Source organism: Saccharomonospora xinjiangensis XJ-54, assembly GCF_000258175.1.
In the GTDB taxonomy this organism is placed as follows: Bacteria; Actinomycetota; Actinomycetes; order Mycobacteriales; family Pseudonocardiaceae; genus Saccharomonospora; species Saccharomonospora xinjiangensis.
This window is the reverse complement of the sequence record NZ_JH636049.1, coordinates 3059565-3073653: the sequence shown is the minus strand read 5'-3', so window position 1 is coordinate 3073653 and position 14089 is coordinate 3059565. Positions and strand designations below refer to the sequence as shown.

The window sequence follows — 14089 nt, the reverse complement described above, 5'->3', positions numbered from 1 at the left end:
CCCGTGAAACCCACCGACAACGACAACCCCCCTGCGAGTGTCAAGGCCGCGTGGAGAAAGCGGGTGGACGCCGCGCGGGCCGAGATCACGAGAGAGCAGCGTGACGCTGAGGCAGCGGCCCTCACCCGTGGCCTCGCCGAACTCAGTGCCTCGACCGTGTGCGCCTACGTGCCGTTCGGCACCGAACCTGGCTCGGCGCAACTGCTCGACGTCCTGCGCCACAGGGGCGTCCGCGTGCTGCTTCCCGTCGTACCCACCGGGCACAGTCCCCTGGACTGGGCCGAGTACTCGGACGCTGCCTCGTTGCGGCCGGGGCGGTACGCGTTCCTGCTTGAGCCCACAGGGCCGAGGCTGGGACCGCACGCCGTGGCCGAGGCGGACATCGTGCTCGTTCCCGCGCTGGCGGTCGATCGCGTCGGTGTGCGGCTCGGCAGAGGAGCCGGTCATTACGACCGTTCACTCGTGCTCGCCTCCCGGCACACCAGGTTCGTCGCAGTGATCCGCGACACAGAACTCGTCGATCGCCTTCCCGCCGAACCCCACGACGTGCGGATGCACGCCGCGCTCACACCTGGCCGGGGCGTGTTCTCGCTGGCGGAGAGCGCCCAGGTGTGACCCGTGTCAGGCACACCTCGATTGCGCTCGGGGAACACGATCGAGCAGAATTGCGTTAGCACTCTCGGCAATCGAGTGCCAGATGCGAGTGCGAGAGCCTCGAAGGAGACCCTGTGCCGACCTATCAGTACGCCTGTAAGGAGTGCGACCACCGGTTCGAGGTGGTCCAATCGTTCTCCGACGCGAGCCTGACCGAGTGCCCCGAGTGCCGGGGAACGCTGCGCAAGCTCTACGGGTCCGTCGGTGTGATCTTCAAGGGCAGCGGGTTCTACCGCACCGACTCGCGGTCGGACTCGAAGTCGTCCACGGCGGCCAAGCCGTCCAACGGCAGCAGCTCCTCCAACGGCAGCAGCTCGTCCGACGGCGGAACCGCGTCGGGAAGCTCGTCCAACGGATCCGCCAAGTCGGATTCCGGCTCGTCGAGCTCCAGTACGACCACGGCGTCCGCCGCAGCATCCTGACATCGGGCTCGTGATGCAACCCGGTTGAACGGGTTGTCCACAGGGCCCCGAGTTGTCCACAGGCCGTTCATCAGCCGCTTTTGTCGGTGATGAGTCGCTTCTATCGTCCGTTTCCAGTGGGGTGCAGGTAGCGCCCACGGGGGAACGACGAGGGGAAGCGGCATGAACGACATTCGGCCACGCGGTCGGCGCACAGGACTGAAGGCTCGGTTACGGGCACGGCTGCGCGGGCGACCACTGGCTCTCCTGCGACGCGCGCTCGCTGCTGCGTTACTCCTCGTCGCCGCGGCACTCGCCGCCACTCCGGGTGCGGGTGGTGCAAAGGTACTGCCCACACTCGTCACCGCGAGAGACGTGTCGTCGGGCTCGGCGCTGTCCATCTCCGACGTCCGGCTTGTCGATATGGACGCCGGTTTCCGCCCCGACGGCGCTCTCACCGACCCGGCGCAGGCGGTGCACCGCCGGTTGGCGGGTGCCGCACGCGCTGGCGAGCCCATCACCGACGTCCGGCTCGTGGGCAGCAACAGTGGGCCGCCTGGTCACACCACGGTGCCTCTCCGGCTGGCAGACCCCGGAATCACCGACCTGTTGCGGCCGGGAACTCGCGTGGACGTCGTCGTACCGGCGGAGACGGATCAGGCTGAGGTCCTCGCGCGGAGCGCCACGGTGGTCACCGTGGCACAGCAGGAATCAGCGCGAGTCGGCGGGCCGCTGGGGCAGGAGGAGACACCCCTTGTCCTCGTCTCCGTGGCCGACGAACACGCTCCCCGAGTCGCCGCAGCCGGCCTCGACCGGCCCGTCACCGTGATACTGCGATGACGCGCCTCGCCGGGTTCAGCGGTCGTGATGCGGTGGCCGGTTCTCCCGATACCAGTCGTCAGGAAGGCCCGATCGCGACGTGGCGTCACGCTCGTCCCGCGTCGTCTCGGGAAGTACTTCACCGAACACGCGGTCCAGTGCCTTCTTCCTGTCCCGCTCCTCGCGTCGGTTCTGGGCCATTCGCCTCGTACCTTCGTCCATGGCTTGCCGATCCGCCGTCAGGCCCCTCAGGCAGCTCAGGCCTCGTCGAGCCCCGAGAGCTGGTCGATGACGTGGGGCACGAGCGCGGAAAGCGTGGCCATGCCGTCACGGACAGCCGAGCGGGAGCCCGCGAGGTTCACCACCAGTGTGCTGCCCGAGATACCCACGAGTCCCCGCGAGATACCCGCGTCCACCGCACCGGCCGCCAGCCCGGAGGAGCGAAGCGCCTCCGCGATGCCGGGCACAGGACGGTCGAGCACCCCGGCAGTGGCGTCGGGCGTGACGTCTCGGGGAGACACCCCTGTCGCGCCGACGGTGATCACAAGGTCAACGCCACCGATGACAGCCGTGTTGAGTGCGTTGCGGATCTCGACCGTGTCCGCACGGACCACCACGACGCCATCGACGATGAAGTTCGCCTCTTCCAGCAGCTCGGTGACGAGCGGACCCGTGCTGTCCTCCAGCTCGCCCTGCGCCAACCTGTCGTCCACGATCACGACGAGGGCCCGGCCCAACCGCTGCGCATCCCGTTCCATGTGCACCACCGTAGTGCCCGCCGCAAACCCAGGGTGATCGACGCCGTGGGAGGGCCGCCGCGCTATGGCGCACCGCGACGGCCTTCCCTCATGGCTGGTTCATTGCTTCGGAATGTCCGGAAGCCGTCCCTCGTGTACGACCTTGCCGTCGGCGTCATAAGCCACCACGGCGATCTTCGAGGCCTCGAAGGGCTCGCCATCGGCAGAGGCAAGGGTCGCGGCGAACGTCCGCTCCCGGACAGACACGACCTCGGTGTCCTCCCCGTGACGCAGCTCGACGCGCGCGATCTCCTCGCTCGTCACACCCACAAGAGACAGCCCCGAGACATGGTTCTCACCGGTCACCGTGGCGATCGGCTGCTCGGCCGATGTGAGTTCGTCGGGAGACGGGTACGCGGAGAAGCGCCACACCGGCGAGACTCGGCACACAGCGGTGACGTGATCGTTGAGGGCAACGCGCCACTCCAGATCGTAAGCGGCTGCCGACTTGCCTTTCCCGGTGTCTTCCTTCACCTGCTGGTCGAGTACCGCGCCCGCTCGCCACGTCGGCGCGTCCACCACCGGACCACCCGCCTCGCCTCCGGGCCCTTCCAGGCAGCTTTCGAGTCCCCGTTGCGCCTCGTCCCGGGTACTCCGGTTTTCGTCCACCGGGCGATCGATCACGTTAACAAGGGGCTCCGGCACCCGAATCGCCGTCTCGTGGATCTCCCGCTCCTGCGCCGGATCGGCCTGCTTGATGGTGGTGGCGGTGAATTGCAGCCCGGTGATGTCGTGGTGAGCGAGCTCGGCGACGAAAACCCCGTCCTGGACCTCCACCTCGCTGTCGTGGCGACCGTATCCACTCACCGCGTGTGTCGAGGTGGGGTCATCGCTCTCCAGGCCGTCCGACCACACAGCCACCGCGGTGACGCTCGAAGGGGCGTGCCCGACGACGGTGCCGTTGGGGGTGGCCATGACGCCGTCGATCTGCTGGGCCTTCGATGTCGCCGGTTTCGACACCGCGACGGATGTCATCGACGTCTCACAGAAGATGCTCTGCTGATCGGCCTTGATCATGGTCAGCCTCGTCAGGTGGAGCGATCGATCGTCCACCACCTGCCAGGTTTCCCGGTCCGGGTACTCAGCGGCCTTACCTGCCTTCTCCACAGCGGCCCAGCAACGGTCGAGATCGCGGGAACCGGAAGCGGACGCCACCCGGTCAGCCTCACTCTCGCCGCCGACTGCTCCAACGGTCACGAAGGCACCACCGGCCAGCACCGCCACCGCTGCCGCGATGCTCAGAGGGGCGCGCATCGACCGGGTACGAGGTTCCTGCATTTCCCGCCTTACCGAGGACAACATCCGATCGCGGACGTGTGGTGGGAGAGAACGATCTTCGGGCAGGTGGAATTCGTTGCTCATGATTCCTCCAGGACAGCGCGAAGCCGGGCGCGAGCCCGTGAAATTTGTGATCGGACGGTGGCTTCGGCGACCCCAAGCACCGCAGCGGCCTCGGCGAACGACAGATCGCCGAGCAGGCAAAGCTCAGCCGCCTTCCGCTGGGCCTTCGGCAGACCACCGATGGCTGTGACGACACGCTTCAAGCGGCTCTCGTTCGCCATCCTGTCGGTGACGTCGTCGGCGTGGTCGTGGGCTGCCTCCAGGCGCTGCGACCTACGTAGCCGCAGAAGTCGTCGCTCCCCTCGACCGTGGGTGCGCGCGATGTTGGCGGCGACGGCGAACAGCCATGGCCTGGCGCTGTCGTTGGCCAACGTGACAGCCGCACACTTGCTCCACGCTGTGACGAAAGTAGACGAGGTCACATCCTCTGCGGTCGCCCACGAACCGCTCAGCCGGTACGCGTGGTTCCACACAGCCTCGGCATGCCGGTGGAACAGTTCGGTGAAGGCAGCCTCGTCACCGCGCGACGCGCGGCGCCACAGTTCTCCGTCTGGTCTCGGAACGGGCTCGGGGGCACTTTCCACACCGCTGTCCGGCACGGCAGTCAAGCCCCTGCCCTCCGTCACGCGTTTCGCAATGATGTTCACACCCGAAGTCGCCGGCGCACCTGGTGTTGTTGCACTCGATACCCCAACTCTCGGCGTGACTTCCGGCCTGCCGATGTTCGGCCAGCGCAGAGGATGGCCCTGCCGCGCGTTCACGTCCGCTCATTGCCACAGAACCCAGCGCCCGGAAGTCCCTGACACAGTGGTGTGTTCGGCAAGCCACGGGGAGTCAGCACCTCGCTGTGGTGAAGTATTGCCCACGTTTTACCGCAACACGGACGCCATGCCGCGTCGCGAACCAGGTCCCCTGTACGTCGAGGCCACCACCCCCGGTGAGGGACCACCCAGCCGCAGGGCCCTGACCGGACGCCGACGTTCTCCGGGCCGCTTTTCACGGCTCCACCCAACCCCATCGGGCAGGGCGTGCTCCTTGCTGTGGGCGGTGCTGCCTCACGGCTGGGCGGGGCATCGCGTGACGTTCCGCCGGGTCGTGGGCGGCTCTGCTGTCAACTCCTCCGCTGTGCTGGCCCCCGGCCGCGGCAGCCACACCACAGCGGGCGGAACACAGCCTGACGGCCGGGGTTACCGGGGAATGACCGCGTGGCGGGAGGACACCCAGGTGATCGGTGCGGATCGTGATGGTCCACACCGATCACCGAGGGCCGCGCTGTTCCGAGGTCGTCCGAATCACGTACGGCACAGTCCACAATGTCCTGAGACAGTGCACCTAGTTGACAGTCACCGGCTGCCCACCGAGCGTAACCGCGACGTCACTGCCGTCGGCGAGCGTGAAGGTCACTTTCTCCCCCGGCGCCCTCGTCCTGATCGCGGCGACCAAGGTATTCGCGTCATCGATACGCCGATCACCCATCTTCACGATCACGTCGTTCGGCTCGATCCCGGCCTTGTCAGCCGGACTTCCCGATTGCACGTCGCCGATGCGCGCGCCACCGTTCGGGGCGTCGCCGACAGTGGCGCCGATGTAGGTCTGAGTCGCGTGCCCGTTCTCGATGATCTCATCCGCCGTCCTGCGTGCCTGGTCGATCGGGATCGCGAAACCGATGCCGACGTTGCCGCTCTGCGACGGGCTGTAGATGGCGGAGTTGATGCCGATGACCTGGCCCTGCATGTTCGCGAGAGGGCCGCCCGAATTGCCGGGGTTGATGGCGGCGTCGGTCTGGATGGCGTCCATGACCGTGGTCTGGTCGCCCTGTCCTCCTGCGGTCACCGGACGATTCAGGGAACTGACGATGCCGGCGGTCACGGTGCCCGCGAGTTCGTAGGGCGACCCGATCGCCACCACCGACTGGCCGACCCTCAGATCATCCGATCGTCCCAGTTCCACCGTGGTGAGGCCGGACACGCCCTCCGCCCGCACGACGGCGATGTCGGTCGTGGGGTCACGGCCCACGATCTCGGCTTCGGCCTCGTCGCCGTTGTGGAAGACCACGGTGATGCGCCCACCTTGAGAAGCGGCTTCGACCACGTGGTTGTTCGTGAGGATGTATCCGTCCTCGCTGAGGACAAAGCCCGAGCCCTCGTTCGCGGAGCCCCGTCCCTGCACTTGCAGCTGGACCACGCTCGGTTTGAGCTTCGCAGCAACGGCCTCGACGCTGCCCTCGGGCGCGCTGGCGGTGTATCTCGCCGGAGGCGGCTGGTCGAGAGCGTTGGTAGCGGACGATCCCGTGGTCAGGTCGGCGGCGAGGTAGCCACCTGCCGCGCCCGCTCCACCGCCAACGAGCAGGGCGAGCAGGGTGACAGCCGCCACCAACTTGCCCGGCATGCGTTGGCGACCATGCGGTGCCTGCTGAACCCCGGCCTGCGGATACGGTCCGTAGCCATGCTGCCGGTAGGGCGACGATGCGTAATCGCCGTGCGCATACCCTGCCGAAGATGGGTGTGGTGGGTAGCGGAACTCGTCCGTCGTGCGGTCAGCTGCGGTGGGCCCACCGCCAGGTCCCTGTCCCGTCGCGGCGTGCTTATCTACCGAGTCCGGCTGGTCCGGCGTGCCCGATGCCGGAGTCGGCCTGTCCTGTGCGGAGGGATCGTTCTCGGTCATGTCTCCATAATGGGACCAAGTCCTGAGAGACGGCTGAACTTCGGCTGTGCGGGCGGTACGAGTCGTTCAGAGCGAGGCACGCAGCCGCTCGGCGATCCGCTCGGGCGTGGTGTCATTGATCCACACGGCCATCGCGGACTCCGAGCCGGCCAGGTATTTCAGCTTGTCCTCGGCCCTTCGGATCGAGAACAGTTCCAGATGCAGCCAGGCCAGGTCACGGTCGCGATGGACGGGTGCCTGGTGCCACCCCGCGACGTACGGGAGTGGCCGATGGAACAGTGCGTCACAACGGCGCAACACCGACAGATAGACCTCCGCGAAGTCCTCGCGTTGCGCCGTGCTCAATTCGGTGAGGTCTGCAATCTGACGATGCGGAACGACCAGAACGTGAACCGGCCACTTCGCCGCAGGCGGAACGAAAGCCGTCCAGTGTCGTCCCTCCACGACGACGCGCCGCCGGTCGGCCAGCTCCATGGCGAGAACGTCGGCGAGCAGGTGGCGGCTGTGTTTGTCACGGTAAACGCGGACCTCGTCGAGGAAGCGCGCCGTCCGGGGTGGCACGAACGGATAGGCATAGATCTGGCCGTGCGGGTGGTGGAGCGTCACCCCGATCTCTTCACCCCGGTTCTCGAAGGGAAACACGACCTCCACGCCCTCCCGAGCCGACAACTCCGCCGTACGGTCGGCGAGCGCCTCCAGCACGGTGTGAACCCGCCTCGGATCGAGTTGGGAGAAGGAACTGTGGTGGTCGCTCGTGAAACACACGACGTCGGTGTGCCCGATCGCGCCAGAGAACGCGGGAAACCGATTGTCGAAGACCACCACGTCGTACTCCGCCTCAGGCACCTCGGTCGGCCTTCCCGGAGTGCTGGGGCACAGAGGGCACAGTTCGGCAGTGGGTTTGTACGTACGGCTCTGGCGATGAGCAGCGATGACGACCCGCTCGCCGGTCAGCGGATCACAGCGAATCTCGGAGACCGCGGCGGCCTCCGGGAGGTCACGGGTGTCCATCGCCGTCCGAGGGCGTGGCCGCCCTCCGTCGTCGTAGTACGTGATCCGGCGACCGTCGGCGAGGCACCGCACGCTCTTGTTCACCGATGGCCGTCTCGACGCACAGGCACGGTGACGAGTTCTCCGACGTGCGCCGACAGGACCTCTCGGGCGTTCTGGGGCAGCCCCTCGTCGCTGATCAGCACGTCCGCCTCGGACAGAGCGGCCACCGTCGAAATACCTGCCGTGGCCCAGCGGGTGTGGTCGGCGAGAACCACAAGGCTCCGGCCTGCCTCGACAAGAGCGCGGTCGGCGTCGCTCTCGGTGAGGTTGGGGACCGTGAAACCGGCTCGGTCGCAGATACCGTGCACACCGAGGAAAACCAGATCGAGATGCAGACCACGCAGGCTCTGCACGGCCAGCGGGCCGACGAGAACATCCGTCCCGCCACGCACGCCACCGGTGAGGATCACCACACGGTCGGGCTGCGCGGACGCCGCGGCGATGTCGGCCACCGCCAGCGAATTCGTCACCACCGTCAGTTTCGGCACCGGATCAAGCATTCGGGCAAGAACGTTCGTCACAGCACTCGACGACAGTCCGATGGCGTGGCCCGGTCTGACCCTGCGTGCCGCCTCGCGGGCGATGGCTTCGTGCCGCGCACGGGTTTCCAGGCAGGTGTCCGGCTCAGCCCCTTCCGGGCGCGTCACCGTGGTAGCTCCGCCGTACACCTTCTCGACAAGGCCCCTGCCTGCCAGCACGTCGAGATCTCGCCGGATCGTCATGTCGGAGACACCCAGCCTGCTCACAAGGTCACTTACCCGAACGGCCCCAGCACGTCGGGTCTCCTCCAGAATGACCGCCTGTCGTTGTCGCGCCAGCACTGTTGACTCCGTCCCGCGACCACGCCTCCAACACAAAATCGTACGCCAATAAGCACACTCTCGGTCGTCATCACTCATACGTGGGGTGACCGACTTGACGTCAACCGGGGATTCCGGGGAGCCGGATGGCCATGAGAGCGCCACCCTCGGGTTTGTTGTTGGCGTAGGCAATACCGCCGTGCCGCTCGGCGGCCTGCTTCACGATCGCCAGCCCGAGCCCCGACCCCGGCAGGGTCCGCGCCTCCGAAGAACGGTAGAAGCGGTCGAACACCCGAGGCAGGTCCTCAGGCGCAATGCCAGGCCCGGAATCGGACACCTCCACCACCGCGGTGCCGTCTCCCAGCGGGCGAAGTGCCACGTGAACGACCGAGCCCTGCGGGGAGAACTTCACGGCGTTGTCCAGCAGGTTCAACACCGCACGTTCGAGGCCGTGCGAGTCGCCCGTGAGCACCCACGGCTGGAGGTCGGTCTCGAAGTCGATGCTGCCCGCTCGCCTGCGAGCGCGGTCGAGCGCACGTTCGACCACCTCGACCAGGTCCACCCGCTCCGTGTTGTCCGTGGCACTGTCTTCACGGGAAAGCTCGGTGAGGTCGCCGATGAGCTGGGTGACCTCGTCCAACTGCCCCCGGATGTCGGCCTCGATGTCCATGCGGTCGCGTTCGGACAGGGACGGAGCACCCTCTCGACTGGCGGCCAGCAGAAGTTCCAGGTTCGTTCGCAACGATGTCAGCGGTGTCCTCAGTTCGTGCCCTGCGTCGGCGACGAGGCGACGCTGCCGGTCCTGGGATTCCGCCACCGCACCCAGCATCGTGTTGAAACTCTGGGTGAGGCGGGCGAGTTCGTCGTCCCCGCTGACAGGTATGGGGCGCAGGTCCATCGTGCGGGCCACCCGCTCGGTCGCCGACGTCAGTCGCTCCACGGGTCTCAGGCCCGCACGGGCGACAGCCGTGCCGGCTGCCGCGGCCACGAGGATTCCCGCTCCGCCAAAGAACAAGAGCACCAGCGCCAGTTCCCCCAGCGTTCGTTTCGTGGGTGCGAGGGATTGCGCGAGCACCATCGCCACGCCGTTGCCTGCGGGGAGTGCGACGACCCGCATATCGGTGGCGTCGTCGGTGCGCAGAGAGGACTCGGAGGAACCGGTGGCGACGGCGAGTTCGCTGCGGCCCCACGGGGGTGGTGTGCCCGCGCGCGGGTACACGAGTTCCCCTCGCGCGGTGAGCAGACCGATGTGGATGTCGCTACTCACCAGGAAAGCACCCGGCACGGATTGCAGACGCGTCTGCACCGACGGGCTCTCCACGGCCGCCTGAGCACGGTTGATGAGGTTCTCGTCGAACTCCGCGTACAGATTGCGGTGAACGGTGACGTAGGCGCCGAGAGACACCAGCGCCACGGTGCAGCCGACGCAGACAGCCGCGAGGAGCGAGACGCGCGCCCTCAGGGAGAACCGCCTGCGCGCGGCCCGCGGCTCAACGCTCGGCGGGGAGGTCGTCACGGCGGAGTCTCCCGCAGCACGTAGCCGACCCCCCTCACTGTGTGGATCAGCCTGGGCTCGCCGTCCGCCTCCGTCTTGCGCCTCAGGTATCCGACGTAGACCTCGAGCGCGTTGCCGGAGGTGGGGAAGTCGTAACCCCACACATCCTCGAGGATGCGGGTACGAGTGAGCACGTGCTTCGGGTGCGCCATGAACAGTTCGAGGAGCGCGAACTCGGTGCGCGTGAGGCTGATCTGCCGCTCACCACGCGTCACTTCCCTCGTGTTGGGATTCAACGTCAGGTCGGCGAAAGTGAGCACCTCGCTCTGGCCGTCCCCGCCGTCCTGCCCCGCTCTCCGCAGCAGGGCACGCAGGCGCGCGAGCAGCTCCTCGAGAGCGAACGGCTTCGGCAGGTAGTCGTCGGCGCCCGCGTCGAGCCCGGCAACGCGATCCGACACCGCGTCGCGAGCGGTCAGCACCAGAATCGGAAGGTCGTCCCCGATCCCACGCAGCCGTCGCGCCACCTCGAGGCCGTCGAGGCGCGGCATCATGACGTCGAGCACCATGGCGTCGGGACGCTCGGTGGCAACCTTCTCCAGCGCCTGGCCGCCGTCGGCGGCCAGCTCGACCTGGTAGCCGTTGAACTCCAGCGAGCGCCGCAGCGACTCCCGGACGGCCCGGTCATCGTCCACAACGAGAATGCGCATGGGTCCAGTCTGGCCCTGATGGCTGAGAAGGTCCTTAACGAACCGGTCAGTCCACGAGGCCGCCGCGATAGGCCAGCAACGCGGCCTGCACCCGGTTGGCCGCCCCGATCTTGGACAGCACGGCGGACACGTATCCCTTCACCGTGGCTTCGGACAGGTGAAGCCGCGCTCCGATCTCGGCGTTGGACAGCCCTTGCCCGATGAGTGTCACCACTTCCCGCTCTCGCTCCGACAACGACGCGATCAGCTCCCTGGCCGGCGCCGAAGCGCGCTGGCCGTCGCGATGAGCGTTGACCATGCGAGCGGCCACGCTCGGGTCGAGCACGGCGCCACCTCGCGCCAGATCCCGGATGGCCCGTACGAGGACGGCGGGCTCGATGTCCTTCAGCAGGAAGCCGTTCGCCCCGAACCTCAACGCGAGGCTCACATACTCGTCGATGTCGAAGGTGGTCAGCATGGCCACCACGGGCGGGTTCGGCAGTGTCTGGATCGCGCGCAGGGCGCGGATGCCGTCGTCCGGGGTGCGCATACGAATGTCGAGGAGGGCGACATCCGGATGGAAGCGGCGCACAGCCTCGACCGCGGTCCTGCCGTCGGCAGCCTCGCCCGCGACCTCGATATCCGCGGCAGGAGCCACCATCGCGCGCAATCCCGACCGGACCAGCTCCTCGTCGTCGGCGAACATCACCTTGATCAACAGCGCCTCCGGCGGCCGACGGAGCGCGTCGCGCGCCCAGTCACGAGCAGGTTACTGATAGGTAGTGGAGGTATTACAGTGAGCCGTCGGCATTCCGTCAAGGTCCCGATCACACGCGGGAAAGAGCACGCGCTAAGGTGTAGGCAGAGTTGACGATTAGCCAGCCCTCGTAGCTCAGGGGATAGAGCACCGCTCTCCTAAAGCGGGTGTCGCAGGTTCGAATCCTGCCGGGGGCGCCCAGGTCAGAGGCGTTTTCGCCCTCAGCAAGATCATTATTGGGGCACATACGGCCCGGTCCATCCGGTCGGCGATCTCGTCCAGGCGGTCCGGGAAGGAGTGCCCCGTGGAGATCGAGCGTCACCAACGCGGTCTTGTGCCCCAGCATCTGCTGCACGGTCCTCACATCAGCCCAGACGCGATCGCCAGCAACGCCGCGGTGTGCCGCAGCTCATGCGGGTGGAAACCCTCAGGCCCGACCGCACGGACCGCACGGACCGCTACATCGAACACACGCCGCCGGAAGTTGCGCACCCGCAGTACCCCGCCCCGTGGCGAGGGGAGCACCAGCGCCTCCGAAGATCGGCCTGCGATTCACGGCCGGAGTTGTTCGGCGAGGAAGCGCGGCAGCGGCACCGAACGCCGCTCGTGGGTCTTCGGCGCGCCCCACACCAGTTGACCGTTCACCTCGGTGACGGACTCGGTGACGAGCACCCGCCGACGCCGCAAATCCAGCCGGCCGACCTTGAGCACCGCAAGCCCGCCCCACCGCAGGCAGGTATAGGCGAGAAACAGCATCACCAAGCCGTAGTCCACACAGCGCTCGGCCAACGCGGCGACCTGAGAGTGATCGAGGTAGCGATGATCCGGCAGCACCGGACGAGGCAGCCGAACCCCCTCAGCCGGATTCCGTGCCAGGCGCGCGTCCCCGGACGGCCCAGGCCAGCATTAACGAGAACACCCGGTAAACCTTCGCCCAGACATGGCAGCGAGTGGACAGGCCAAGCTCACTGGTCACCAGCTCGGCGAATGAATAAGGGAAGCGGTCGCAGGTTCATTTCGGGGGACTTCGGGCTTTAGCGGGCACGCCAGGAGCTGCCCGAGTGGCGGCCGGCTGACGGGCTCCGCTCTCCCGCCCCAAGTCACCTCCCGCCGCTCCACCGACCTCGCGCTACGATCCAACGTCAATTCGTGCGGAGCTGAGGAGACTGCTGTGGCTGAATGTGGCGGCCTGGACGACTTCCGCGTCGGTGAGCTCGTGCAGGTGCGCTGCCCGATGGTGCCTGCACGGGTAGCCGAGGTCACCAACTTCCACGTGTTTGTGGAATGGCCCTGGGGTCGGGTGGATCCGGCATCGAAGTTCGCGTGGAACGGCCAGCGCGCCTTCTCTCGTAACGCGAGTTCGATTGACTGGATCGCCTCGCTCTTCCGCACCGACCCTGAACCATGGCACCTCTCACCCGGACAGGAATGCCACGTCGGCATCCCTGAGCGCGTCATGCAGGTTATCGACGTGTACCACTGCGACCCGCCGCGCGATATCGGCCGGCTTCCCCGGCCGCACACCATGCTGGCCGTCATACCCGCCGACCACCCCGAGTACGCGGATCTTGAGGATGCCTGCGACACGATCGAGGTTCCGTCGGCGGCACCACTTACCCTGACGCGGGTCTAGCAGCCGTCGCTTGGCCGTCCGGGGTGGCTGGTCGGGCGGCTTCCGGTTCCTTCTTGATCCCCTCGGCCTCGGCCCGGCTGACCCGAAGCTGAAGGACTTCCTCGGGTCGCTCATCAGGGAGCCCCTCGCGCGTGACGTCGTTTCGCACGGGACGACAGAACGTGGTTTGAGGTCCATCATTCCGGGCGTGTGGACATCGGCGACTGGGCTGGCCGTCAGGTAGCGGTCGGCAAGTACTCCAGTCGGAGTTCGTGATCTTGGCCGACGACATCTCCGCGTTCTACCAGCCGAACTCCCCGTGGATGGCGGCGCCGACGTGGATGCCACCACCCAGGTGCTCGACGTGGCGGGGATCCTTCACCGTCAACGTAAACTCGGCGTAGGGGTACTCGTCCAGGGTCATCTGTTCGAGCTTGTCCGCGTACTCGTCCTCGTCGTAGTCGTCGTTGTCGCCGAATTCCCAGGGCGGCGGCCAGTTCCGGACCTCGCCGACCCGGTAGTCGGTGATGATCTCGCACGCTCGCTCGTAGAACGCCCGGCCGTCACGCGGGCCGGTGAGGTAGTAAGACCCGTCGCTCAAGCCCAGGCTCAGCGACTCGACGCCGTACCGCTCCTTCAGCGCCTGCCGGGCCGCTTCCTTCTCCTCGTGGTCGCGGATCCGGTGCACCGCCCGCACCCGTTCCGCCTGCTCGTCGGACAGGTGGATCTGACGGCCGAAGTCCAGGTCCCAGAGCTGTTGCAGCGCCGTCGGCGGTCGCGTGGTTCCCTGGCCCGCGGTCCCGGTGTACTGCCGCTGCACACCGACGGTGTGGATGCCCTTTTCGCGTCATCGATCTCGGCCACGACCAGGATCGCGTCGGCGGTGCCCATGTGCTGCACGACGAAGGTGGCGGATGTCCGGCCACCACAGGATCTTGGACAGTCCTCACAAACCGTTCGTGATCACCTGGGGGCCGCATCCGTCTCCCACGGCCCCCTGACCAACCATG

Annotated in this window: 16 protein-coding genes and 1 tRNA gene; 5 read left to right on the top strand and 12 right to left on the bottom strand. The window is 67.2% G+C overall.

Annotation, left to right across the window (positions count from 1 at the left end):
* The first annotated feature begins 3 nt into the window (after window positions 1-3).
* The 3 genes from SACXIDRAFT_RS13865 to SACXIDRAFT_RS13860 all read left to right on the top strand — a co-directional run bounded on the left by SACXIDRAFT_RS13865 (window position 4) and on the right by SACXIDRAFT_RS13860 (window position 1895).
* Window positions 4-615 carry a 5-formyltetrahydrofolate cyclo-ligase gene (locus tag SACXIDRAFT_RS13865; protein WP_006239196.1) on the top strand — a complete coding sequence of 204 codons (612 nt, stop codon included), beginning with the start codon at window positions 4-6 and terminating at the stop codon, window positions 613-615.
* Between the two features lie 113 nt (window positions 616-728).
* On the top strand, window positions 729-1076 hold the full coding sequence (locus SACXIDRAFT_RS22470; RefSeq protein WP_006239195.1) for an FmdB family zinc ribbon protein: 348 nt from the start codon (window positions 729-731) through the stop codon (window positions 1074-1076).
* Between the two features lie 162 nt (window positions 1077-1238).
* Window positions 1239-1895, top strand: a complete 657-nt coding sequence (locus tag SACXIDRAFT_RS13860; RefSeq protein WP_006239194.1) for an SAF domain-containing protein — start codon at window positions 1239-1241, stop codon at window positions 1893-1895.
* 15 nt (window positions 1896-1910) lie between these two features.
* Here the strand turns inward: SACXIDRAFT_RS13860 and SACXIDRAFT_RS23085 are convergent, their stop codons facing one another.
* The 10 genes from SACXIDRAFT_RS23085 to SACXIDRAFT_RS13815 form a co-directional block, all read right to left on the bottom strand.
* Window positions 1911-2075: a hypothetical protein gene (locus SACXIDRAFT_RS23085; RefSeq protein WP_006239193.1), complete on the bottom strand. Its 165-nt coding sequence runs from the start codon at window positions 2073-2075 to the stop codon at window positions 1911-1913.
* Between the two features lie 56 nt (window positions 2076-2131).
* Entirely contained in the window at window positions 2132-2632 is a 501-nt protein-coding gene (locus SACXIDRAFT_RS13855) for a MogA/MoaB family molybdenum cofactor biosynthesis protein (RefSeq protein ID WP_006239192.1), read from the bottom strand.
* Window positions 2633-2731: 99 nt separating this feature from the next.
* Window positions 2732-3868 carry a hypothetical protein gene (locus SACXIDRAFT_RS13850; protein WP_232285303.1) on the bottom strand — a complete coding sequence of 379 codons (1137 nt, stop codon included), beginning with the start codon at window positions 3866-3868 and terminating at the stop codon, window positions 2732-2734.
* Window positions 3869-4029: 161 nt separating this feature from the next.
* Window positions 4030-4620 carry an RNA polymerase sigma factor gene (locus SACXIDRAFT_RS13845; RefSeq protein WP_040922659.1) on the bottom strand — a complete coding sequence of 197 codons (591 nt, stop codon included), beginning with the start codon at window positions 4618-4620 and terminating at the stop codon, window positions 4030-4032.
* A gap of 724 nt (window positions 4621-5344) precedes the next feature.
* Window positions 5345-6676 (bottom strand): S1C family serine protease, encoded by a 1332-nt coding sequence (locus SACXIDRAFT_RS13840; RefSeq protein WP_198284319.1) that lies wholly within the window; start codon window positions 6674-6676, stop codon window positions 5345-5347.
* A gap of 66 nt (window positions 6677-6742) precedes the next feature.
* On the bottom strand, window positions 6743-7771 hold the full coding sequence (galT, locus tag SACXIDRAFT_RS13835) for a galactose-1-phosphate uridylyltransferase (RefSeq protein ID WP_006239188.1): 1029 nt from the start codon (window positions 7769-7771) through the stop codon (window positions 6743-6745).
* Window positions 7768-8550 carry a DeoR/GlpR family DNA-binding transcription regulator gene (locus SACXIDRAFT_RS13830; protein WP_006239187.1) on the bottom strand — a complete coding sequence of 261 codons (783 nt, stop codon included), beginning with the start codon at window positions 8548-8550 and terminating at the stop codon, window positions 7768-7770. The genes galT and SACXIDRAFT_RS13830 overlap by 4 nt, the downstream gene beginning before the upstream one ends.
* A 100-nt stretch (window positions 8551-8650) precedes the next feature.
* A complete protein-coding gene (locus tag SACXIDRAFT_RS13825; RefSeq protein WP_006239186.1) occupies window positions 8651-10045 on the bottom strand; it encodes a sensor histidine kinase in 1395 nt (464 codons plus the stop codon).
* A complete protein-coding gene (locus SACXIDRAFT_RS13820; protein WP_006239185.1) occupies window positions 10042-10731 on the bottom strand; it encodes a response regulator transcription factor in 690 nt (229 codons plus the stop codon). Before SACXIDRAFT_RS13820 ends, SACXIDRAFT_RS13825 begins: the two co-directional genes overlap by 4 nt.
* 46 nt (window positions 10732-10777) lie before the next feature.
* The gene (locus tag SACXIDRAFT_RS13815; protein ID WP_006239184.1) at window positions 10778-11428 is read right to left on the bottom strand and encodes a response regulator; all 651 of its coding nucleotides are present in this window, start codon (window positions 11426-11428) and stop codon (window positions 10778-10780) included.
* Between the two features lie 163 nt (window positions 11429-11591).
* Here SACXIDRAFT_RS13815 and SACXIDRAFT_RS13810 point away from each other — a divergent pair.
* Window positions 11592-11664: transfer RNA gene (locus SACXIDRAFT_RS13810), tRNA-Arg, on the top strand.
* A 355-nt stretch (window positions 11665-12019) separates the two neighbouring features.
* On the opposite strand, the gene SACXIDRAFT_RS23595 is transcribed toward SACXIDRAFT_RS13810, so the two are convergent.
* Window positions 12020-12301 carry a site-specific integrase gene (locus SACXIDRAFT_RS23595; protein ID WP_040922180.1) on the bottom strand — a complete coding sequence of 94 codons (282 nt, stop codon included), beginning with the start codon at window positions 12299-12301 and terminating at the stop codon, window positions 12020-12022.
* Between the two features lie 337 nt (window positions 12302-12638).
* Between SACXIDRAFT_RS23595 and SACXIDRAFT_RS13795 the strand changes: the two genes are divergently transcribed.
* A complete protein-coding gene (locus SACXIDRAFT_RS13795; protein ID WP_006239182.1) occupies window positions 12639-13100 on the top strand; it encodes a hypothetical protein in 462 nt (153 codons plus the stop codon).
* A gap of 280 nt (window positions 13101-13380) precedes the next feature.
* Here SACXIDRAFT_RS13795 and SACXIDRAFT_RS13785 read toward each other — a convergent pair whose 3' ends face one another.
* The gene (locus tag SACXIDRAFT_RS13785; RefSeq protein ID WP_006239181.1) at window positions 13381-13899 is read right to left on the bottom strand and encodes a hypothetical protein; all 519 of its coding nucleotides are present in this window, start codon (window positions 13897-13899) and stop codon (window positions 13381-13383) included.
* Between the last annotated feature and the right edge of the window lie 190 nt (window positions 13900-14089).